Here is a 19,299-nt window from a genome sequence, read left to right as displayed (position 1 = left end):
GGCGGGCGACGGAGGCCTCCGCGCCCCCGCGGGGTCTCCCGGCCGGGGCGAACCCGCTCCGGGCGGGCCGGCCCCGCCCGGTCAGGCGTCCAGCGGGCGCCGGGCCGGGCCGTTTCCGGCCCACTGGACGGGTGGCAGGCCGTTTCCGCGGACCGTCCCGGCCGTCGCCCGGCGGGTGGTTGACTACGCCCATGGACGTGCCGCCCTTCGACCCCGAACTGGGTTCCGCTCTGGCGGCGTTGGGGGAGGGGGTGCGGGAGCCGTTCACCCCGGAGAACCTCGCGGACCGGCAGGCGCGGGATGCCGCGGGCCGGTCCAGGCCGACGGTCCGGGACCTCGAGGCCGACGGCCGCTTCGAGGTGGCCGAGCTGCGGGTGCCGGGAGCGTCCGGCGCCCCGGACGTCACGCTCGTGAGCGCGCGGCCGGCCGGCGTGGCCGGGCCGCTGCCGGCGCTCTACTACCTGCACGGCGGCGGAATGATCACGGGCAACGCATGGTCCGTGCTTCCACGGCTGCTGCGCACCTGGGCTCACCCGCTGGGGCTGGCGGTCGTCTCCGTCGAGTACCGCCTGGCACCACGGGTCCGTCACCCCGGGCCGGTGGAGGACTGTTACGCCGGTTTGGTCTGGGTGGCCGAGCACGCGGCCGGACTGGGCGTCGACGCGGACCGCCTGGTGATCGGGGGAAAGAGCGCCGGCGGCGGTCTCGCCGCGGCGCTCGCCCTGCTCACCCGCGACCGGGGCGGCCCCGCCCCGATCGGGCAGCTGCTCCTGAGCCCGATGCTCGACGACCGCGACCACACCTTCTCCAGCCGTCAGATGGCCGGCGTCGACACCTGGGACCGCACCTCCAACGCGACCGCGTGGCGGGCGCTGCTGGGCGACCGGTACGGCGCCGAGGACCTGCCGCCCCACGCGGCTCCCGCGCGCGCCACGGATCTGTCCCGGCTGCCCCCGGCCTACATCGAGGTCGGATCGGCCGAGACCTTCAGGGACGAGGACGTGGCCTACGCCCAGGCGATCTGGCGGGCCGGCGGCCAGGCCGAACTGCACGTGTGGCCCGGCGCCTTCCACGGCTTCGACACCATCGCACCGCGGGCGGCCCTCAGTCAGGACGCCCGCGATGCCCGGACCCGCTGGCTCCGGCGCCTCCTCGCGCAGTCCGGTACCGAGCCCGGTACGTGCTCCGACGCCGAGCCCGGCACCTCGTTCCCACGCCCCTGACCTGCGCTCTTCTGTTGTCGCGAGGGCCGGCATCCGTGCGGCCGCACAGAGGCGCGGGGGGCGTGGGCATGGCATGCTCAAAAGATGAAGGGCGAGGCCGCGCCCGTGGGCGAGGGCGCCACACCCGAGGTGCTGGCGCTCGCCAAAGTGGTGGCCAGGCTCCGGTCGGAGATCGCGGACCTGGAAGGCGTCGCCGCGACCACGGCCGTCGTCGAGCGGGCGAAGGGCGTGCTCATGGCCCGGTCGGGAGTCTCCGCCGACCTCGCGTACGAGATGCTCCTCGAGCACGCCGGTGAACAGGGCCGCACCCTCCTGGAAGAGTGCTGGATCACGCTCGGCCGGCTCCGCCTCCGCCCGCCGCCCGGGTCCGACCCCCGCTCCCCGCCCGTCACGGCAGACACGGGCACGGCAGGCGCCGGTGCCGCAGACACGGGCACGGCAGGCTCCGGTACGGCGGGCGCGGGTGCGGGCGCCGGTGCGGGCACGTCTCCCCAGGGCGCCGACTCGGCCTTCAGCCACCACCGTTATCTCTCCGGCGGCGACGGCGACGCCGTGCTGCGCCCGCTCCTGGGCCGGCTCGCCGACGGCCTGGCCGCGGCCCGCGGCGGCGACGCCATCGCCGATCTGCTCCGCACCGTGCTCGGCGGAGCCACCGGCGTGGAGGCGGTGATGATCTACGCCTTGAGCCCGTCCGGAAGCCTGGAGCTGACCGGCCGGTCCGGCATCGACGAGGCGCTGGCCGAGCAGTGGCACCACATCCCCCCGCTGAGCGGTGTCGCCGCCCGCGAGGCGATCGCCGGGCGCCGGGCCCTGTGGCTCGAGGAGCCGGCGCAGGACGCCCACCGCTACCTGCTGATCGGCGACCCGCCGGACCGATGGCCCTCCCGCGCCTGGCTCCCCGTACCCGCCGACGGCCCCGCCAGGGCCGCCATCGGCTTCCTGCGCACCCAGCCCGGCCCCTTCGCGGTCGACACCCGGTTGTTGCTGAGCCGGGCGGCCCGGATGTGCTCCGGCCCGCTGGGGGCGCCGGAGCGTCCCCGCGACGCCGACGACGGAGCCGGGGTGCGCGGCGACAGCGAGGTGGCGTCCGTCCAGCGGGTCCTGGACGCGCTGGCCGGATCCGCGATCCTGCTCACCCCCCTGCGCTCGGAGTCCGGCGAGGTCGAGGACTACCGGATCGACGCGGCGGCGCCGGAATCGGTGGACGTGGCCGGGCGGCGCGGCAAGGAGCTCGTGGGCCGCCGGATCCTGGAGACGTACCCGACCGTGGCGGGCACCGCGCTGTGGGAGGGGTACCTGGAGACCCTCACCACCGGAACCGGCTACGAAGGGGAGCCGTTCACCTACGAAGAGGTGGTGTCCGGCCTCCCGCACCAGTCGGTCTACTCGGTCCGGGCCTCCCGGTTGGGGGACCACCTGGTCGTCTCGTGGGTCCGCCACGCCCACGAGCGCGAAGCCCGGCGGCTGGCCGACATGCAGCGCCTGGGCAACCTGGGCTGGGCCGGCTGGAACCTCGCCACGGACACCATCACCTGGTCCGATCAGGTCTACGCCATCTTCGACCGCGACCCCCGACAGGGGCCGATGTCGCTGGAGGAACTGCCCGGACACCTGCTCCCGGACGACCTCCCGAGCCTGGGCGCGGCCGTCCAGCGGCTCCTGAGCGCGGGGGAGCCCATCGACCAGCCGTTCCGGATCGCCACCGCGCACGGCATACGCCACCTGCGGATCGTCGCCGAGGCCCAGACGGACGTCGACGGCAACCCGGTCGAGGTCCACGGCTTCTTCCAGGACCTCAGCGCGCAGCGCGGGGCCGAGCTCGCGCTGCGCGACAGCGAGCGCGCCGTCCTCCTCCAGCGCGGCATGCTCCAGGCCGAACGCGCGCTCGCCGCGAGCCTCCAGAACACGCTGCTGCCGATCGCCGAGCAGTCCCTGGAACTGGCCGGCCTGGGCGTCGACGTCGCGTACGTCCCCGCCGACCGGGGGGTCAACGTCGGCGGCGACTGGTACAGCGCCATCGAACTCCCGGACAGGAGCGCCCTGTTCGTCGTCGGAGACGTGGCAGGTCACGGACTGGCCGCCGTGAGCACCATGGCCCAGCTGCGGTTCACCACCAAGGGCATGACCATCACCGGCTCGGCCCTCCCCGACGTCCTGCGCCGGCTCAACACCCTCCTGCTCCACACCGCTTCGGACCCCTCCGCCACCGCGACCGCGACGATGGTCATGGCCCGCTACCAGCCCTGGGACCGGCGCCTCGTCTGGGTACGGGCGGGACACCTGCCCCCCTTGCTGATCCGGGGCGACCGGGCGGACTTCCTCGACCAGCCCCAGGGGAGCCTCCTCGGTGCCGCCTCCGAGGCCGCCTACGGGCAGGCCGCCCTCGGCCTCCTCCCCGGCGACCACCTGCTGCTCTTCACCGACGGACTCGTGGAAGAACCGGGTGAGGACATCGAGACGGGACTCGAGCGGCTCGCCGCCACCACGCTGGGACTGCTGCGGGAGGGCCACGGCGCATCCCTGGCCCGGACGCTCGCCGCGCGGTGCCCGGGCCACCGCGATGACATCTGCGTCATGGACCTGCACGTTCCGCGCGAAACGACAGTCCAGCCGGCCACCCCCGGGCGGGGCGCGGCCGAGCCGTAGAATGCGTGAGGTGACCTCGCCGCGATCCGTCGTGGCACGAGGAGGGTGAGACGGCCCCGCTTGCGGGTATATCCCCTCGGGAAGACCACGACGGTTCCACCGGCCCGACCAGGGCCGGACGGTACCCACAACCCGTCGGAGGACGCTCATGTCATCCGTTTCCCGCGACACCGCGGACCCGCTCCCTCTCGAGCCCTACGTCGAGACCCCCGATGTCTCCGAGGCCCGAGGCGTACCCGCTGCTCCCGAGGACCGGCTGGCAGTCAGCACGGCCGACGCGCGGACCCTGTCCGTGGCGCTCTTCCGCCGCCTGAACGGCCTCCAGGAGGGGACGCCCGAGTACTCGTACGTCCGCAACACGCTCGTCGAGCTCAACCTCAGCCTGGTGAAGTACGCGGCGCGCCGGTTCCGCAACCGCTCCGAGCCGCTGGAGGACATCGTCCAGGTCGGCACGGTCGGCCTGATCAAGGCCATCAACCGGTACGACGTCGAGCGCGGGGTCGAGTTCACGACGTTCGCCATTCCCACGATCACCGGCGAGATGAAGCGCTTCTTCCGGGACACCAGCTGGTCCGTGAAGGTCCCGCGGCGGCTCCAGGAGCTCCGCCTGGACATCGCGAAGGCACACGACACCCTCGAACAGCGCCTGGGGCGGCGCCCGACCGACGGCGAGCTCGCGCAGCGGCTCGGGATCAGCACCGACGAACTCGCCGAGGGCCTCCAGGCGGCCAACGGTTACACCGCGGGCTCCCTGGACGCTCCGGCGGGACCGGAGGCGGACGCGGCTCCCCGGGCGCTGCCGCTGGGGGCGGACGAGGAGGCCTACGACCTCATCGAATGCCTGGAGACGCTGAAACCGCTGCTCGCCACGCTCAGTGACCGCGACCGGCGGATCCTCTCGCTGCGCTTCGGCCAGGAGCTGACCCAGGCCGAGATCGGTGACCGGCTCGGCCTCTCCCAGATGCACGTTTCCCGGCTGCTGTGCCGGATCATGACCGAGTTGCGGGCCGGGATGCTGACGGATGAGCCCGAAGGCGACGGCGAAGGCGAGGACGAGGCCGCGTCCCCGGGCGAGGGCGACCGCGCCGCGCGGGCCGCCTCGGCGCAGGACTGCTCGTAGGGTGGGCCGAAAGACTGATCGGCACCTGGGCGCGGGGGGCCCGGGTGCCGGAGCTCCGCTCGTGGTGCCCGGTACTCCGCTCGTGGCGCTCGTGGCGCCGCGCTCCGGCGCCCGTCGGCACGGGCGGGCCTGAAGGCTTGCGTCACGGCGGGGCGACGGCCTGCGGCACGGGCCGGTTCAGGCCGGCCACGGACCGGGCGGTGACACCGGTCCGGTGGCCGCCCCGCCGCCCTCGCGGTTCCCGAAGTCCGGTGGCGCGTCGACCTCCACCCACACGCACTTCCCGCCGTCCACCGGTTCCGAGCCCCACTGCGCGGCCAGCCGCTCCACGATCAGCAGCCCGTGGCCTCCGGGCAGGCCCGGGTCCGCGTGGGCCCTGGGGGCCGGTGCGTCCGTGCTTCCGTCGGTGACCTCGATGCGCAGCCGCTCCGGGCTGCAGCGCAGCAGCAGAGACGTGGGCCCGCCCGCGTGCAAGCAGGCGTTGCCCACGACTTCGGACACCAGCAGCAGGGCGTCCTCGGCAGGCAGCGCGTCGCCGGAGGCATCTCCCCCGGCACCGGTCACGCGGTCGGCCCGCGGCAGCCACTGCCAGTCTGTCAGGGCCCGGCGGGTGAAATCGCGGCACCGGCTGACGGCATCGGTGGTGTCGTGCAGCAGCATGCGCCGGGTCTGTTCCGGTGCCCGGCGCTCACTCATCGCTGCTCCTCACTGTGCCCGCGGCGGGTTCGCCAGGGCTGCCTCGACATCGGGGTGGAGGGGGAAGAGTCCGTCCGCGCCGGTGATGCGGAACATGCGTTTGACCGGCTGGTGGAGGCCGACCAGTTCGAGGCTGCCGCCCGTTTCCTGGACCGCGAGCCGGTTGCGCAACAGCACGTTCAGTCCTGTGGAATCGCAGAATTCCAGCCTGCTGAAGTCGACGAGGAGGCGCTGCCTGCCAGGGGTCCTCGCGGCCTGCAGGGCCGCCCTCAGGGGCTCGGCGGTGTCGTGGTCGAGTTCCCCGGCCAGGGCCAGGACGGTGGCCCCGCCGACGGGACGTACGTCGACAGCAAAACGATCATTGTCCGCCGTCGGCATCGTGTACCCCTCACGCTGGTCCCTGTCCGGCTGCATCTCACGCCTACCCGCCCGCACGCCGTCAAACACGGCGGACGGCAGCGGCGGGTCCGGGCCGGGCCGGGCCGGGACGTTGCCGGCGGTGGGGGCGGGTGGCAGCCACCCGGGTGCCCCGAGATCAGGCGGGCGGTGCCGGGTCGATGGGGAAGAGCTGGAGGGTGCCGGTGAGCTCCAGCAGGCGCAGCATCTGGTGGGTCGGCGCGGCCAGCCGCAGCGTATGGCCGGATTCCACCGCCTCGAGCCGGGCCCGGAGCAGGGCGTTGAGCCCCGAGGAGTCGCAGAACGTGAGGTCGCTGAGGTCGATGACGATCTCGGCCGGCCCGTCCGGGCGGGTCACGGCGTGCAGGAGGACGGTGCGCACCTCAGAGGCCCGGGTGATGTCCATCTCGCCCGACAGGCGGACCACGACCGGTTGCGGCCCCGGGCCCGTGGAAGGCGGCCGGAGGTCATCCGGCCCGACGGGCCCGTCGTCATGCGCATCCTCGTCGTGCGCATCGTCGTGATGCGGCCCGTCGTGGTCCGGCTCTTCGTGATCCGGGTCTTCGTGATCCGCCGGGACGCGCTCCGGCGTCGGGGGCTCCTGCTGTGCGGACATCCGGCTCCTCTGTCGCGGGTCCCGGCCGCCCCCGCGCCGACGCTCCCGCCCCGGACGGAATCCCGGGGCGGGAGCGTGGCGGCGCGGGTCGCGCCGGGGTGGGGCAACCAGCGTGGGTCAGTGCCTCTTCATCTTCTCCGCGGTCTTCGACGCCGTCTCCTCGGCCTTGCCGCTCATCCGCTCGGCACTGCCCTCCGCCTGCATGCGCTTGTCATCCATCGCGCTGCCCGCGGTCTCCTTCATCTTGCCCTTGGCCTGCTTCGCCTTTGCCTTTGCCTTGCTCATGACGAGGTTGTTCCTTCCGAGGTGGGGGTTACTGCTGCCCACCATGCGTCAGCGGACGGCAGCTCGCAATTTGTCCGTGATCACCCGTTATGGGTTCGACTCGTACGGCTCACGGCTCCGCGTCGGCCCGGCCGGACGGGCACCCGAACGGCCCCGATTGTGCGCCGAGGGGACGGGTAGCCGCCCCAGGGCACCGGTGCCCCGCGCGCCGGGCCGTCGCCGAGCCACTGGGAGCCGTCATGACAGACCTGGGTGCCTTCGCCGACGTACTCGACGGCCCGATGTACGTCGTCACCGCCACGGCCGGCGGCGAACGGGCGGGCTGTCTGGTGGGCTTCGCCTCGCAGTGCTCGATCGAGCCGCCCCGGTTCATGGTCTGGCTGTCCGTGGCCAACCACACCTTCCGCGTCGCGCGCGAGGCCTCGTGCCTGACCGTCCACGCGCTGAGCCGCGAGCAGCGCGGCCTGGCCGCGCTCTTCGGGGGAGAGACGGGCGACCGGGTGGACAAGTTCGCGCGCACCGCGTGGCGTCCGGGCGAGGCGGGAGGCCTGGTGCTGACCGAGGTCCAGGCCTGGTTCACCGGCCGGATCGAGGAGCGGATCGAGGGCGGGGACCACGTGGGCTTCCTGCTGGCGCCCACCGAGGGCCGCGCGCCCGAGGAGGGTGCGCAGGCGCCCCCGGTGCTCCGGTACCGCGACGTGAAGGACCTGAAGCCCGGCCACCCGGCCTGACGCGCCACCGGTCGCACGGACCGGGCCGGCGGAAAGCGGCCGCCCGCCCCCGGGTGAGCCCCGAGCGGTGGCGCGCGTGCGACCGGACGGGGGCGGGTAGGCGCCCCACCGAATCGAATGATCGACGGAACGAGGAGTGATCATGCCCCGAGATCCCGGTCCCCGGCGTGAACGCCAGTACGAGCACACCGTGGAGAGTACGCGCGAGCGCCGGAGCCACCCGTGAACCGCGCCGCGCTCTTCGACGTCGACGGCACCCTCACCGACACCAACCATCTGCACGTCACCTGCTGGTGGGAGGCCCTGCGGCAAGCCGGCCACGAGGTCGCCATGCACGACATCCACCGTGCGATCGGCCTGCCCGGCGAGGACCTGCTCGCGCATGTGCTGGGCGACCGGCGAGACAAGGGTGAGGACGGGACGATCGGCGCGGCCCACGACACCCTCTACGGCACCTACTTCGACCGGCTGCCGAGCCTGGACGCGGCAGCTGATCTGCTGCGCGAACTGGCCCGGCGCGACTGGCGGGTCGTCCTCGTGACCTCCGCGAAGGAGGCCGAACTGGGCGCGCTGCGACGCGCCATCGGCGCCGACGACGCCATCACCGCGACCGCGAGCTCGGACGACGTCGAGAAGGGCAAGCCCGCCCCCGACCCCGTGCACCACGCACTGGGCCTCGCCGACGCGCCCGCGCGCGGGGCCGTGTTCGTCGGCGACACCGTATGGGACATGCGGGCCGCCACCAGCGCGGGCGTCCCCTGCGTGGGGCTGCTCTGCGGCGGCATCCCCCGTGCCGACCTCGAAGGGGCCGGGGCGCTCGCCGTCTACCGCGACCCGGCCGACCTGCTGGCCCACCTCGACAGCAGCCCCTTCACGGCCGACGGTGCCACCGGAACGGATGCCGCTACGGGCCGCTGAACGGTCACCCGGCCTTCCGCCCTACGGCTTCGGGGCCGAAGCGAACGCGATGCACTCGACGTCGATCTGATCGGCGAGCTCGCTCATCACCCGTGCCAGTTCCTGGACGGTCTCTTCATCGGCGCGCATGTCCCCGGAGTCCGTCGACTCCACCCAGTCGGCCGCGAGGCGCCGCAGCAGGTCGGTGACGTGGTCGGCGGGGATCAGCAGTGCGCCGTCGTCGGCGGGGACGAGCGGTATCGATATCTGGATCATGCAACCGCCTCCCGGGGCAGCGTCCGTCGGGTCTCCGAAGCGGTTACCCGCTCGACCGGGCGGCAACCGTGGGTCGTGCGCACGTGTCCCGGCGGGGCCGGCCGGGCGACCGCGGGCAGGGGCGAGCCGGCGGTGGAGTTCCGCCGGCTCGACCTGGAGTGCGGACGCCCGGTACCCGGAGCGCGGACGCCTAGTAGTAGTGGCGCCGTCCTCCGACCCCGTGTCCGACGGCGCCGAGGATCCAGAAGATGACGCCGATGACGACCAGGATGATCCCGAGGGTCCACAAGATCGAGATTCCGAGGAGGAATCCGATGATCAATAGGACGATTCCGAGTGCGATCATGATGTTTCTCCGATCTCGCAAGCCGCTTTTGCCCCTTTTCAGGGTGAAAATGCATGCTGTCGGCGGCTTGATGCTCCTCCACGTGGGGCTGGTTGTCGTGCCGGGCGAACTCCCCCGGATGGCCGGGGATCGCCGCCGTGCCCCCCTCGTCGAACGCGGGGGCGTTCTTGATCTGGTCTCTCCGTACGGCGACGGCCCCGGGTGGGGTAGGGGGCTGCGCGGATGGCGGAACTCCCGCCTCGCTCGCTCGCCCGCTCCGCTCGGGTCATCGTTCCTCAGGCGTCTCCCCAGAAAGGGCGCCCGTACGCATGCGGGTGCGGCGAACGTCAGGGTGCGCCGCGGTGGGCCGTTCCGCCGGGGAGGTGGTACACCGCGAAGGCCTGGTCGATGACGGCCATCGCCACGTTGCGGACGTGGACGCCCCCTGCCGTCATGCCGTGTTCCGTGCCGAGGTGGGCGTGTCCGTGCCCGGCGAAATCCGCTCCGGCCACCTCGCCGGCCACCACCCGGGCCCGCCCCGGTGCTCCGGCGGTGGGACCCCCTTCGGGGTCGGGAGGTGCTGGCGGGCGAGGAACACCGGTGGGCGCGTCGCCCCGGTGCACGGGGTTCGTTTGCACGGGGGTGCGTCGCGGTGGAACGGCCGGGCCGGTCAGAGGCGTCGTTCCACCCCTTGGACCCGTTCGTCCCTGTGGGCCGCCGCCGCGTCCGTGACATCGAGGAACACCTGGTCGAGGTCGTGCCAGCGACCGTGCGCCTCGCGCCGGATCCGTACCATCGCGTCCTCCACGGTCTCGCTGTCGTAGCCCGGTGTCAGGTCGACGCGGGCGGCCAGCAGGACCGAGTCGGGCCCCAGGTGCATGGTGAGCAACGCGGTCACCGCGTCGATCTCCGGCTGCCGCGTCAGGAACGCGCGGATCTCCCGCTGGAGGGCGGGGTCGGCCGCCTCGCCGATCAGCTGCACGCGGGCCGCCTTCGCGAGCGTGTAGGCGACGTAGACGAGCAGGACTCCGATCAGGAGGGAAGCGAAGGCCTCGTACGCGATCTCCCCCGTCGCCATGTGCAGGGCGACGCCGGCGATCGCCAGGAGGACACCGGCGCAGGCGGTGCCGTCCTCGGCCAGCACGGTGCGCAGGGCCGGATCGCGGCCCGCCCGGATCTCGGCCGTCATGCTCCGGCCCTCGGCCCGCGCGGCACGGCGCACCTGGCGCACGGCCCGCAGGAGCGAGGCGCCCTCGGCGCCCAGGGCCAGGACGAGGACCAGGAGTCCGATGACGTAGCCGCTGCGCGTTTCGGAACCGCCGGAGCGCAGGGCCTCGATGCCCTGGAAGACCGAGAAGCAGCCGCCGGTGACGAAGATGCCGACGGCGGCGAGGAGCGACCAGAAGAACCGCTCCTTGCCGTAGCCGAACGGATGGCGGGCGTCGGCCGGGCGCCTGCTCCGCTTGAGGGAGGCCAGCAGGAACACCTCGTTGAGGCTGTCGGCGATCGAATGGGCCGCTTCCGACAGCAGCGCCGGCGAGGCCGCGACGACTCCGCCGACGCACTTGGCCACACAGATGACGAGATTGGCGGCCAGGGCGACCCAGACGGTCCTGCGCGTCTCACCGTCCTTGGCCGCCCCCGACCGGCCGGTGGCGCGGGGCCCCGCGTCCGGCCGGTGGCGCGTGTGCGTCCCGCGCCCCTCGTCCGGCCATGACCTCTTGTCCGCCGGGGGACTTGTGTCCGCTGAGGGGTCCGTGTCCGTCGCCGTGTGCGTGTGCGTGTGCGTGTGCGTGTGCGTGTGCGTGTCCGTCGCCGGGTCCGCGACCCGGCCGGGGGGCTCGGCGGCCCCGGGCGCCGCCTGCGTCATCCCCGTACGACGGCGCGCACGTTGTCGATGCTGCCGCAGTCGGCGGCGAGGTGGCGCTCCCGCTCCCGCAGGAAAGCGACCGCGAGCTCGGCCCTCCGCTCGTCCGGGACGTTCTCCCGGGCGCCGTTGAGGATCGTGCGCTCCTCCTCGTCGAGGTGGTGGGAGACCGCCTTGACCAGGTCCTCCAGGCGCGAGTCCCACGCGTCGGAACCGACCTCAGACACCTCGAGCAGCGCAAGGAGCGCCTCGTTGCCCTCGGCGTGCTCCTCGGCTCCGTGCTCGACCTCCTCGTTGTCCACGTCCTTGAACCGTTTCAGGGCGCCGTACACCTCGGACTCCTCCGCCTCGCCGTGTGCGACGAGGAGCGCGGAGAACTTCGCGAGGGCACCCGCCCGGTCCGCCTCCACGCTGCGCATCTGACGGAAGAGCTCCTCCATCGTGCGGTGGTCCTTGAGGATCACGGCGACGATGTCCTGATTCTCCTGCTTGTCCGCGGTCATGCGGTGTCCTCCTGTGCTCGGGTTCCCTCCGGCGCTTGCTCGATCACGGCGCGTTCAAACCCGGGCCGGACGAGGCCCGCGGGCGTACGGGCCGGCGCAGGCGTCCCTCGGGACGGCGGGGGCGGCCGGGCGGCCGGGCGGCCGGGCGGACCGGAAGCGGGGGGGGGCCCGCGCCCTCCCACCCGGGGCCGGCGGGGGGCGCGGGGGGGGCGGGGCGGGCGGCGGGCTCGGGGGGGGGGGGGGGGGGGGGGGGGGGGCGGGGGGGCGGGGCGCCCCGCACGCGGCCGTGCACCCGACACGCGCGGCGGGTCTTGAGCCGGTCGGGTGCACGGCCGAGGCGTGCACGGGCGAGGGAGCTACGGTGGAGAGGACATGTCCGAAATGTGTGTGCGGCAGATGAGGTGGACAGCGTGTCGACGTCGAGTCACGAGGTGTTCGGTGCGCCGTGCTGGGTGAGCCTCATGGCTCGGGACCTCGCTGCCGCCGAGCGGTTCTACGCCGCCGTGCTGGGCTGGGAATTCCGCCGTACCCGCCTCGGGGACGGCTTCTCGGTCGCCTTCCGGGACAGGGCTCCCGTGGCGGGCATCGGCGCGATGGCCGGTCGGTTCGGCATGCCGGTCGCGTGGACGCCGTACTTCGCCGTCGAGGACGCCGACGTCGTCGCGTCGCGGATCCGGGAGCGCGGCGCGACCATGGCGGTCGGGCCCCTGGCCTTCGGCACCGGGCGCGCCGGCCTGGCCGCGGACCCCGCGGGAGCCGCCTTCGGGTTCTGGCAGGGCGAGGTCATCCCGGACTGGACGGTGGGGCGCGAGAGCGCGCCGGCCTGGCTGGAACTGCGCACGCGCGACGCCTTCGCCGCGGCCATCTTCTACGGTGAGATCCTCGGCTGGGCGGGGGAGGAACCGGGCTGCTGCACGGTGTCCTACGAGCACGACCACGTCGTCCTGCGCCACCACCGCGACACCGTCGCCCGCATCAGCGGCGGAGCCCTCGAAGAGGACCCCGACCCGCAGGTCCGGCCCCGCTGGCACGTCCACTTCGTCGTGCCCGACCTGGAGGCGGCCGTCGAGGCCGCCACCCGGATGGGCGGGAGGGCCGCCTCCGCCGTGGAGACCTCCGGCGCGAGTCGCTGGGTGGTGCTCGCCGACGCCGAGGGGGCCCTCTTCACGGTGGTCGCGCCCGGGGACGCCTCGGCCGAGGCGGGACATCGAGCGGCCCGGGAGGAATGAGTCCTCCCCGGAGGAGTGAGACGGCCCGGGCGGAGTGAGACCGCCCGGGGCGGAGCCGTGCGCCCTCGGGCCGGCCGGGTCCGGCCGAGGCCGGGCCGGGTGCCTGGGGCATGGGGTGGGGGCGAGGGGGTAGGCGCCGCGTGACGACACGCATCAGGGAGGCGCTGCATGCAGAGCGGCAGAGGCGGGGGCCGGGACGAGACCCCGGAGGAACGTGCGGACCGGCAGTGGCAGGAGCTCATCCAGGAGATCCGTGTCGCCCAGACGGGGGTCCAGATCCTGTTCGGATTCCTGCTCACGGTCGCCTTCACCCCCGTCTTCGCAGGCCTCGCCGAGACCGAGAAGACGATCTACATCGTCACGGTGGTGCTGGGGGCGCTCGCCACGGGCGCGCTGATCGGGCCGGTCGCCTTTCACCGGATCGTCTCGGGCCGCCAGATCAAGCCCGAGGCGGTCGAGTGGGCCGCGCGCCTGACGTTCACGGGCCTCGTCCTGCTCCTGGCGACGAGCACGGCGGCGCTCCTCCTCGTCCTGCGGGTCGCGACCCACAACGCCCTCGCGCCGTGGCTCGTGGGCGGAGTGTTCGCCTGGTACCTGCTGTGCTGGTTCGTGCTGCCCCTGTGGGCGCGGGTCCGCTACACCGCCCGGCGCTGACCGCCGCGAGGGGCCGGCCGAGCGCGCCCGTTCACGGGCGGATCTCCTTGGCGACGAAGCGGCCGTCGCCGAGGACGAGGACGAAGGTGACCTGCTGGTCGACGGAGAGGCCCTTGTCCGGTTCCTCGATGTCCGCCTGCTCGAAGAAGACCGGCTCCTGGTGGCCCAGGGGCACGAGGAACCCGTGACCCGCCCGGCGGTTGTAGGACTGGATGAATCCGGTGCAGCGCTCGGTCATGGTCACCACCCCTCGCTCTCACCCTCACGCCCGCTCCTTTTGTTCCCAATGTCGCATGCTGGCAGCATCGGTGCCATGGAGTACCGCTACGCCGCACAGGCCGATGTACCCGCCCTGGCCGCCCTCTTCGCGGCCCACCACCACGACGCCCTCACGGAGGAGCAGCGCACCGAGCACGGGTTCGTGCAAGGCGCTCTCGGCCCGGCCGAGTTGAGCGTCATGGCCGCCGAGGGGAGCCTCCTCGTCGCCGACGACGGGGGACGGATCGCCGGGCTCCTCGCGCTGGCGGCTCCCGAGAGCATGCCCGCACCGCCGCCCCCGGTCCGGGCTCTGCTGGAGGCGCAGGGCTCGCTGTCCTGGCGGGGGCGGCCGCTCAGCGCGACGCGCTGGCTGCTGTATGGACCGGTGGTGGTCGACACCGCCTACCGCGGGCAGGGCGTGGCGCGCGGACTGTTCACCAGGGCCGTCGCATCCGCCTCCGGCCGGGCGGAGGCCGTCGTCGCGTTCATCGAGGAGGCCAACCGGCCGTCGTGGCGGGTCCACGTCGACGGCTTCGGCATGAGCCCGCTCGGCGAATTCGTCGCGGGCGGCCGCACCTACCGGGTGGTGGCCGTGGCCCCGCACGAGCCGGGAGGCGGCTGAGCCGTCGACCGCCGGGCCGTGCGGGGAGCCCGCTCCGCGGACGGCGGCCGACGCGGCACCTGCCGGATCCGGCCGTGCCATGGCGCTCGACCGTTCGACCGCCCGACCGCGCGTGTCGGCACGGTCCGACCGGCGGCTACCGCGGGGCCGGCCGAGGAGGGAACGCCGGCGCCGCGGGTGCCGGACCCAGGGTGGTGGTGCCCGGCGCCGCCCGGTGCCCCAGGCCCGTCCGGTACGCGTCCAGGGCCGCCTCGGTCCGGCCGGTGCGCCGCAGCAGGTCACCGAGGAGCCGGCACAGGTCGGCGAGGTCGCCGGTCGCCCCGCTGCGCTCCAGCAGCGCCAGGGCCCGCACGTAGTGCTCCTCGGCGGACTCGGGCTCGCCGCGTTCCTCCGCCATGAGGCCGAGCAGTCGATGGGCGCCGCCCGCGTGCACCGCCCCGTGGCTCTCCCCGAGTTCCAGGAGCGCCGAGAGCAGCCCGGCGGCTTCCTCGTGCCGGCCGAGCCGGCGCAGCACGTCGGCCAGCTCGACCTCCACCTGAGCGGTGTACAGGGCCGCCCGGCCGGCCGAGAGCATCTCCCGGGCCGTCCGCAACTCCCCTTCGGCGGCGGCGAGGTCACCGTTCTGGGCCTGTACGTAGCCCCGCATCCAGTGGCAGTGCGCGAGGTCGGTCCGCAGTTGCAGCTGCCCGTAGATCGCCTGGGCCTTGGCGAGGGAGGCGTCCGCGGCGGCCACGCGTCCCTCGGCGAGGAACGTCCGCGCGACCTGCCGGTGCATGCCCGCGACCAGGGCCGGATCGCCGACCTGCGGCGCCAGCGACAGGGCGACCTCTGCGGCGTGGGCGGCCCGGGCGTGGGCGCCCATGTCGATGTACGGCCCGATGATCGCGGCGTGGAGCAGCACCAACGCCTCGGGATCGGCCAGCCCGCTCGTTCCCAGCTCGTCGATGGTGGATTCGAGCAGGTAGCAGGCGTACCGCAGTTCCCCGGCGAGCAGGTGCGCGATGGCGCGGCCGCGGATCGGCCGGGCCCGGCGGGGGAGCGGCTCGTCGGCCAGCAGCTGTTCGGCGGCCTCGAAGTGGGCTATCGCGTCGGTCAGTTCACCTGACTCCAGGGCGCAGTCACCGAGTCCGAGCAGTGCCCCGGCCCGTTCGTCGGCGAGTCCGAATCCTTCCGCCTCGGCCAGGACGCGCCGGTAGCGGTCGGCGGCCTCGTCGGCCGCGCCGGCGGCCAGGGCCTGCTGGGCGTCGGTGAGAGCCAGGCGCAGTGCGGTGGCCGCGTGGGCGGGGCGGCCGGTGGCCAGCTCCTCGTAGGAGGTGCCGAGCCGGTCCGCGAGGAAGCGCAGCGCCGTCTCGGAGGGCCGGACCTTGCCCGACTCCAGTGTCGAGACGTAGGCCGGGGTGTACGAGGGTTCCGCCAGCTTCCGCTGGGTCCAGCCCAGTTGGGTGCGCATGCGCTGAACCCGGCGGCCGATCTCGACCGGTTCGTCCATGGAATCCCCTTGGTTGTCCGAACTCCCCAGTATTCAGGGGGAGCAGGGCATTGCGCACCCGTCGTGCGCCACTTAGTTTAAGCAACCACTTCACTCGAGTTACATGGTTACTTAACTTCCTTCACCGGGAGGGGACTTCATGCGCCACGTCAGACGTCCAGCCGTTCGACCGGTCCTTCGCGCGGCCGTCGCTGCGCTCTGCGCGACCGCCGCGCTGCTGGCCGCCGGGCCCGTCCGGGCGGCCGAAGCACCGGCCGCCGAACGGCGGGTGGAGGTGGAGATACCCGGCCCCGAGCAGGGGGGCGACGCCGGATCGGGCCACGCCCGTGTCCCTGCGGGCGGGACCGCCCGGACCGGCGGCCGGCTCTCCGGCGCCGACCGGGAGGCCGACGGCGAGGTCGCCAAGATCGTCGACAACGGCCCCACCGGCGACCGCCTGGACGTCGTGATCATCGGCGACGGCTACACCGCCGCCGAGCTGGCGAAATTCCACACCGACGCCCGGACCAAGTGGGACGAGGTGACCGCCGTGGAGCCGTACACCACCTACCGGAACCTCTTCAACGTCTGGACGGTCGACGCAGTCTCCCGCGAATCGGGCGTCTCCGGGGACCCGGACGCGGCGACCGTCCGCGACACGGCGCTGGGCGCCTCCTTCTGGTGCGGGGACATCGAGCGGCTGCTCTGCATCGACCAGCCCAAGGTCGACGCCTACGTGGCGAAGGCGCCGGAGGCAGACCTCGTCATCGTCCTCGCGAACAGCGCCAAGTACGGCGGCGCGGGCTACAACGAGCGCAGTGCCACGCTCGGTTACGAGGGCATCTCCACCGCCTCCGCGGACAACGCCAAGTCCGGCCAGGTCGCCATCCACGAGACCGGCCACTCCCTCGGGAAACTCGCCGACGAGTACTTCTACCCCGGCGTCCCGGAGTACGAGCAGTACACCGGCCCCGAGCCCGCCGAGTCCAACATCTCCACCCTGTCCGCCGACCGGATGGCCCGGCAGCGGGCCAAGTGGTACCGCTGGCTGGGCGAGCCCTCCCCGGACGGCGGCACCGTCGGCGCGTACGAGGGCGGCGGCTACTTCGTCACCGGGCTCCAGCGGCCCACCGACAACTCGCTGATGAGGGTGCTGGGCAAACCCTTCAACCTCCCCGGGGTCGAGTCGATGATCGCCGGCTTCTACCAGCACGCGAGGGTCGTCAGCCCGCTCACCCCGACGGACCGCACGCTGCGGCTGCGGGACACCGCGAAGGCGGCCGTACCCCGGCTGACGGGCGCGGACGGACGACAGCTCGTGGTCCGCTGGTACCTCGACGGGCGCGAGCTGAAGCACCTGGCGGGCCGCACCGAGGTGCGCGTCACCGACCTGTGGCTGTTCGACCTGCGGACGCACAAGCTGTCGGTCACCGCCGAGGACCGCACCCCCTCGGTCCGCGACCCGAAGACCGTCCGCACGCTCCGCTCCACCGCCGACTGGAACGTCCGCCTGTAGGCAGGAGCACGGACGCGGGCCCGGGCGCGGGTGACGCGCAGGGGGTTCTTGGACGGCTGCTCCAGCCCGGCAGAGGCTTCGGCGATCTCGGTCGCTGTCGGGAGCCCCTCCACAACCGCATGGGCGTCGACCCGGTCCCGTTCAGCACAACACAGCCGCACCGCGGCCATGGGGCCGTGGTCTTCGCCGCCCCGATACGGCTGGAACCCGAAGCCGATCGGAAGGTCCTGTCCTGGCGCGCTCTTCGACATGGTCGGATGATCTCGAGCTTCGAGGCGGGTCTGCCACCCCATTCATGCCGCGGTCGTCTGCGGCCGTTCGACGAATCGGCCGCGCTGCCGGCGCCCTTGGTGACCTCCGTGCGCGGCCGGACGGTGGCGAACGGGCGTCCAGGCGGTGGCAAGGGACGCGTGCCGGCTCCCGGGCGGCCGACCGGGTCCGCCTCAGGCGCGCAGACCGGCGTCGAGATCGCGGATGAGTTCACCCACCCGTCCGCCTCCGGGCGGGGCGGCGGGCAGCCGGCCGAGCACGGCGGTGACCGCGGGCGGTGCGTGGTGACGGGCCCACTCGAGGGTCCCCGCACCCGTGCCCGCCCCTGCCAGCTCCTCCGCGCGGGCCGCGTGCGCCGCCGCGCCGAGGACGTGTTTCACCTGGTGAGCGCTTGCCTTGGGGTGGAGGTACCCGGCGGCCGCCGCATGGCTCGCCGCCCGTGCCGCGTCGATCGCGGCGGGTGACGGGGCGCGAGCGCCCGACGCGGGCGAGGCGGGTGCGACGGCCTCCTGCGCGGCTTTGTACGCGGCCCACGCGCACCGGCGCAGGGCCTGCGTGCGCCGGCCGCCCGCGGCGAAGGCGTCGGCCGCATCGAGGGCATCGCGAGGACGCGTATCGGCGGGGCGGTCTCGTTCGAAGAAGGGCAGCACCCTGCGCGCGCAACGGGCGGCGTAGCCGGCTATCTCCCGGAGTTCGTCTTCGCTCAGTTCGATCGTGTCCGACGCGTTGGGCATGGCTCCATCCTGCCGTAGGCGCGTAGGCGCGTAGGCGCGTAGGCGCGTAGGCGCGCAGGCGGCGGACTGGCGGACCGGCGCGGCGGCGTCCTCGCGTCCTTGCTCCGACACGTGCTCCCGGTCGACCCGGCGTACGTTGGAACGAGAAGGGGTGGGTGCCGGCTGCAGTCCGCTACAGGAGGGTCGGGTCCATGGCACACACGGCTGACGCCCGTGGCGAGAGCAAGATGGCGCAGTTCCTGGACAGCCCGTTCGTGGGGCTGTCCCCCTGGATCGTCTTCTCGCTCGTGGTGGGGCCCGGACGCTTCGAATGGTCGGTCGCGCTGGCCCTCGCCCTCTCGGTCTGTCTGGTCGTCGGCAGCCGCCTGGTGCGCCCGGGGACCTCGCTGAAGATCCTCGAGCTCTCCGACGTGGTGTTCTTCGCGACCATGACGGTCGTGGGGATCTTCGCGAGCGACGGCACGCGGCGCTGGCTGGAGACCTACGCGGGCGAGGTCTCGAACCTCGCGCTCGTCGTCATCGCGTTCGGCTCCATGCTGCTCAAGGTGCCCTTCACCCTGCAGTACGCCCGGGAGAAGGTCGACCCGCAGCTCTGGGACACGCCCGCGTTCAAGCGCACGAACTACATGATCACCGGCGTCTGGGGGCTGGCCTTCCTGATCAACGCCGTCGCGGGGGCGTACGGCGACCTCGTGCTGCGCGACCCGGACAACGTCTGGACCGGATGGATCATCCAGGTCCTCACCATCATCGGGGCCCTGCGCTTCACCCAGTGGTACCCGGACCTCGTCCGCTCCCGGGCCCGCGCCGGGCAGCCCGCTCCGCCGCTGTCCGCGATGCTGCTGCCCATGGCCGGTCTCCTGGTGCCGATCGGCATCGCCGTGCTGATCTTCGGCGGGGGGCTGTGGGTGCTGGGCGTCGCCTTGATCCTCGTCGGAGGATGGCTGACCCGGCTGTTCAAACGCTG

General features: G+C 73.4%; 22 protein-coding genes and 1 pseudogene. 10 read left to right on the top strand and 13 right to left on the bottom strand.

The window, feature by feature from the left end; genetic code table 11:
* Positions 1-191 precede the first annotated feature (191 nt).
* The 3 genes from ACWF9Z_RS31290 to ACWF9Z_RS31280 all read left to right on the top strand — a co-directional run bounded on the left by ACWF9Z_RS31290 (position 192) and on the right by ACWF9Z_RS31280 (position 4,989).
* The gene (locus ACWF9Z_RS31290) at positions 192-1,223 is read left to right on the top strand and encodes an alpha/beta hydrolase (protein ID WP_453607761.1); all 1,032 of its coding nucleotides are present in this window, start codon (positions 192-194) and stop codon (positions 1,221-1,223) included.
* 84 nt (positions 1,224-1,307) lie between these two features.
* A complete protein-coding gene (locus ACWF9Z_RS31285) occupies positions 1,308-3,869 on the top strand; it encodes a SpoIIE family protein phosphatase (RefSeq protein WP_453607758.1) in 2,562 nt (853 codons plus the stop codon).
* Between the two features lie 148 nt (positions 3,870-4,017).
* Positions 4,018-4,989, top strand: coding sequence for a SigB/SigF/SigG family RNA polymerase sigma factor (locus ACWF9Z_RS31280; protein ID WP_453607756.1), 972 nt, complete (start codon positions 4,018-4,020; stop codon positions 4,987-4,989).
* A 177-nt stretch (positions 4,990-5,166) separates the two neighbouring features.
* Here ACWF9Z_RS31280 and ACWF9Z_RS31275 read toward each other — a convergent pair whose 3' ends face one another.
* From ACWF9Z_RS31275 to ACWF9Z_RS31260, 4 genes are all read right to left on the bottom strand, one after another.
* Positions 5,167-5,685 (bottom strand): ATP-binding protein, encoded by a 519-nt coding sequence (locus tag ACWF9Z_RS31275; RefSeq protein ID WP_453607753.1) that lies wholly within the window; start codon positions 5,683-5,685, stop codon positions 5,167-5,169.
* A 9-nt stretch (positions 5,686-5,694) separates the two neighbouring features.
* A complete protein-coding gene (locus ACWF9Z_RS31270) occupies positions 5,695-6,063 on the bottom strand; it encodes an STAS domain-containing protein (RefSeq protein ID WP_453607750.1) in 369 nt (122 codons plus the stop codon).
* 157 nt (positions 6,064-6,220) lie between these two features.
* A complete protein-coding gene (locus tag ACWF9Z_RS31265) occupies positions 6,221-6,508 on the bottom strand; it encodes an STAS domain-containing protein (protein ID WP_453607749.1) in 288 nt (95 codons plus the stop codon).
* A 306-nt stretch (positions 6,509-6,814) separates the two neighbouring features.
* Positions 6,815-6,982 carry a CsbD family protein gene (locus ACWF9Z_RS31260; protein ID WP_453607745.1) on the bottom strand — a complete coding sequence of 56 codons (168 nt, stop codon included), beginning with the start codon at positions 6,980-6,982 and terminating at the stop codon, positions 6,815-6,817.
* Positions 6,983-7,221: 239 nt separating this feature from the next.
* Between ACWF9Z_RS31260 and ACWF9Z_RS31255 the strand changes: the two genes are divergently transcribed.
* Positions 7,222-7,713: a flavin reductase family protein gene (locus ACWF9Z_RS31255; RefSeq protein WP_453607741.1), complete on the top strand. Its 492-nt coding sequence runs from the start codon at positions 7,222-7,224 to the stop codon at positions 7,711-7,713.
* Between the two features lie 222 nt (positions 7,714-7,935).
* Entirely contained in the window at positions 7,936-8,631 is a 696-nt protein-coding gene (locus ACWF9Z_RS31250; protein ID WP_453607738.1) for an HAD family hydrolase, read from the top strand.
* Between the two features lie 21 nt (positions 8,632-8,652).
* On the opposite strand, the gene ACWF9Z_RS31245 is transcribed toward ACWF9Z_RS31250, so the two are convergent.
* The 5 genes from ACWF9Z_RS31245 to ACWF9Z_RS31225 form a co-directional block, all read right to left on the bottom strand.
* Positions 8,653-8,886 carry a DUF6213 family protein gene (locus ACWF9Z_RS31245; protein ID WP_453607735.1) on the bottom strand — a complete coding sequence of 78 codons (234 nt, stop codon included), beginning with the start codon at positions 8,884-8,886 and terminating at the stop codon, positions 8,653-8,655.
* 190 nt (positions 8,887-9,076) lie between these two features.
* Positions 9,077-9,232 (bottom strand): DUF6131 family protein, encoded by a 156-nt coding sequence (locus tag ACWF9Z_RS31240; protein ID WP_356650033.1) that lies wholly within the window; start codon positions 9,230-9,232, stop codon positions 9,077-9,079.
* A 326-nt stretch (positions 9,233-9,558) separates the two neighbouring features.
* Entirely contained in the window at positions 9,559-9,723 is a 165-nt protein-coding gene (locus tag ACWF9Z_RS31235) for a hypothetical protein (RefSeq protein WP_453607732.1), read from the bottom strand.
* A gap of 158 nt (positions 9,724-9,881) precedes the next feature.
* Positions 9,882-11,081 (bottom strand): cation diffusion facilitator family transporter, encoded by a 1,200-nt coding sequence (locus ACWF9Z_RS31230; RefSeq protein WP_453607730.1) that lies wholly within the window; start codon positions 11,079-11,081, stop codon positions 9,882-9,884.
* Positions 11,078-11,581, bottom strand: a complete 504-nt coding sequence (locus ACWF9Z_RS31225; protein WP_453607727.1) for a hemerythrin domain-containing protein — start codon at positions 11,579-11,581, stop codon at positions 11,078-11,080. Before ACWF9Z_RS31225 ends, ACWF9Z_RS31230 begins: the two co-directional genes overlap by 4 nt.
* A gap of 461 nt (positions 11,582-12,042) precedes the next feature.
* On the opposite strand from ACWF9Z_RS31225, the gene ACWF9Z_RS31220 reads away from it, so the two are divergent.
* Positions 12,043-12,810: a VOC family protein gene (locus ACWF9Z_RS31220; RefSeq protein WP_453607789.1), complete on the top strand. Its 768-nt coding sequence runs from the start codon at positions 12,043-12,045 to the stop codon at positions 12,808-12,810.
* A 168-nt stretch (positions 12,811-12,978) separates the two neighbouring features.
* Positions 12,979-13,464: a DUF6328 family protein gene (locus ACWF9Z_RS31215; RefSeq protein WP_453607724.1), complete on the top strand. Its 486-nt coding sequence runs from the start codon at positions 12,979-12,981 to the stop codon at positions 13,462-13,464.
* 31 nt (positions 13,465-13,495) lie between these two features.
* Here the strand turns inward: ACWF9Z_RS31215 and ACWF9Z_RS31210 are convergent, their stop codons facing one another.
* A complete protein-coding gene (locus tag ACWF9Z_RS31210; RefSeq protein WP_453607721.1) occupies positions 13,496-13,702 on the bottom strand; it encodes a cold shock domain-containing protein in 207 nt (68 codons plus the stop codon).
* A 75-nt stretch (positions 13,703-13,777) separates the two neighbouring features.
* On the opposite strand from ACWF9Z_RS31210, the gene ACWF9Z_RS31205 reads away from it, so the two are divergent.
* A complete protein-coding gene (locus ACWF9Z_RS31205) occupies positions 13,778-14,344 on the top strand; it encodes an N-acetyltransferase family protein (protein WP_453607718.1) in 567 nt (188 codons plus the stop codon).
* A gap of 136 nt (positions 14,345-14,480) precedes the next feature.
* On the opposite strand, the gene ACWF9Z_RS31200 is transcribed toward ACWF9Z_RS31205, so the two are convergent.
* Positions 14,481-15,833 carry a tetratricopeptide repeat protein gene (locus ACWF9Z_RS31200; protein WP_453607716.1) on the bottom strand — a complete coding sequence of 451 codons (1,353 nt, stop codon included), beginning with the start codon at positions 15,831-15,833 and terminating at the stop codon, positions 14,481-14,483.
* Between the two features lie 139 nt (positions 15,834-15,972).
* Here ACWF9Z_RS31200 and ACWF9Z_RS31195 point away from each other — a divergent pair, with 139 nt between their 5' ends.
* Positions 15,973-17,328 (top strand): M64 family metallopeptidase, encoded by a 1,356-nt coding sequence (locus ACWF9Z_RS31195; RefSeq protein WP_453607713.1) that lies wholly within the window; start codon positions 15,973-15,975, stop codon positions 17,326-17,328.
* 32 nt (positions 17,329-17,360) lie between these two features.
* Here ACWF9Z_RS31195 and ACWF9Z_RS31190 read toward each other — a convergent pair.
* Together ACWF9Z_RS31190 and ACWF9Z_RS31185 are read right to left on the bottom strand one after the other, a co-directional pair.
* Positions 17,361-17,579, bottom strand: a pseudogene (locus tag ACWF9Z_RS31190) (GNAT family N-acetyltransferase); the annotation flags it as partial.
* A 192-nt stretch (positions 17,580-17,771) separates the two neighbouring features.
* On the bottom strand, positions 17,772-18,332 hold the full coding sequence (locus tag ACWF9Z_RS31185; protein ID WP_453607710.1) for a putative immunity protein: 561 nt from the start codon (positions 18,330-18,332) through the stop codon (positions 17,772-17,774).
* Between the two features lie 191 nt (positions 18,333-18,523).
* On the opposite strand from ACWF9Z_RS31185, the gene ACWF9Z_RS31180 reads away from it, so the two are divergent.
* The coding region (locus ACWF9Z_RS31180; RefSeq protein WP_453607707.1) for a hypothetical protein at positions 18,524-19,299 on the top strand (776 nt) is incomplete at its 3' end.

The organism is Streptomyces sp. NPDC054961, assembly GCF_053609145.1.
This window is presented reverse-complemented; position numbering and strand designations above follow the sequence as displayed.

Coding starts and splice junctions, on each gene's coding strand:
- ACWF9Z_RS31220 (WP_453607789.1), top strand. CDS start 12,043: ATGGCTCGGGACCTCGCTGCCGCCGAGCGGTTCTACGCCGCCGTGCTG.
- ACWF9Z_RS31270 (WP_453607750.1), bottom strand. CDS start 6,063: ATGCCGACGGCGGACAATGATCGTTTTGCTGTCGACGTACGTCCCGTC.
- ACWF9Z_RS31210 (WP_453607721.1), bottom strand. CDS start 13,702: ATGACCGAGCGCTGCACCGGATTCATCCAGTCCTACAACCGCCGGGCG.
- ACWF9Z_RS31185 (WP_453607710.1), bottom strand. CDS start 18,332: ATGCCCAACGCGTCGGACACGATCGAACTGAGCGAAGACGAACTCCGG.
- ACWF9Z_RS31225 (WP_453607727.1), bottom strand. CDS start 11,581: ATGACCGCGGACAAGCAGGAGAATCAGGACATCGTCGCCGTGATCCTC.
- ACWF9Z_RS31275 (WP_453607753.1), bottom strand. CDS start 5,685: ATGAGTGAGCGCCGGGCACCGGAACAGACCCGGCGCATGCTGCTGCAC.
- ACWF9Z_RS31285 (WP_453607758.1), top strand. CDS start 1,308: ATGAAGGGCGAGGCCGCGCCCGTGGGCGAGGGCGCCACACCCGAGGTG.
- ACWF9Z_RS31255 (WP_453607741.1), top strand. CDS start 7,222: ATGACAGACCTGGGTGCCTTCGCCGACGTACTCGACGGCCCGATGTAC.
- ACWF9Z_RS31290 (WP_453607761.1), top strand. CDS start 192: ATGGACGTGCCGCCCTTCGACCCCGAACTGGGTTCCGCTCTGGCGGCG.
- ACWF9Z_RS31200 (WP_453607716.1), bottom strand. CDS start 15,833: ATGGACGAACCGGTCGAGATCGGCCGCCGGGTTCAGCGCATGCGCACC.
- ACWF9Z_RS31195 (WP_453607713.1), top strand. CDS start 15,973: ATGCGCCACGTCAGACGTCCAGCCGTTCGACCGGTCCTTCGCGCGGCC.
- ACWF9Z_RS31240 (WP_356650033.1), bottom strand. CDS start 9,232: ATGATCGCACTCGGAATCGTCCTATTGATCATCGGATTCCTCCTCGGA.
- ACWF9Z_RS31205 (WP_453607718.1), top strand. CDS start 13,778: ATGGAGTACCGCTACGCCGCACAGGCCGATGTACCCGCCCTGGCCGCC.
- ACWF9Z_RS31215 (WP_453607724.1), top strand. CDS start 12,979: ATGCAGAGCGGCAGAGGCGGGGGCCGGGACGAGACCCCGGAGGAACGT.
- ACWF9Z_RS31260 (WP_453607745.1), bottom strand. CDS start 6,982: ATGAGCAAGGCAAAGGCAAAGGCGAAGCAGGCCAAGGGCAAGATGAAG.
- ACWF9Z_RS31280 (WP_453607756.1), top strand. CDS start 4,018: ATGTCATCCGTTTCCCGCGACACCGCGGACCCGCTCCCTCTCGAGCCC.
- ACWF9Z_RS31245 (WP_453607735.1), bottom strand. CDS start 8,886: ATGATCCAGATATCGATACCGCTCGTCCCCGCCGACGACGGCGCACTG.
- ACWF9Z_RS31230 (WP_453607730.1), bottom strand. CDS start 11,081: ATGACGCAGGCGGCGCCCGGGGCCGCCGAGCCCCCCGGCCGGGTCGCG.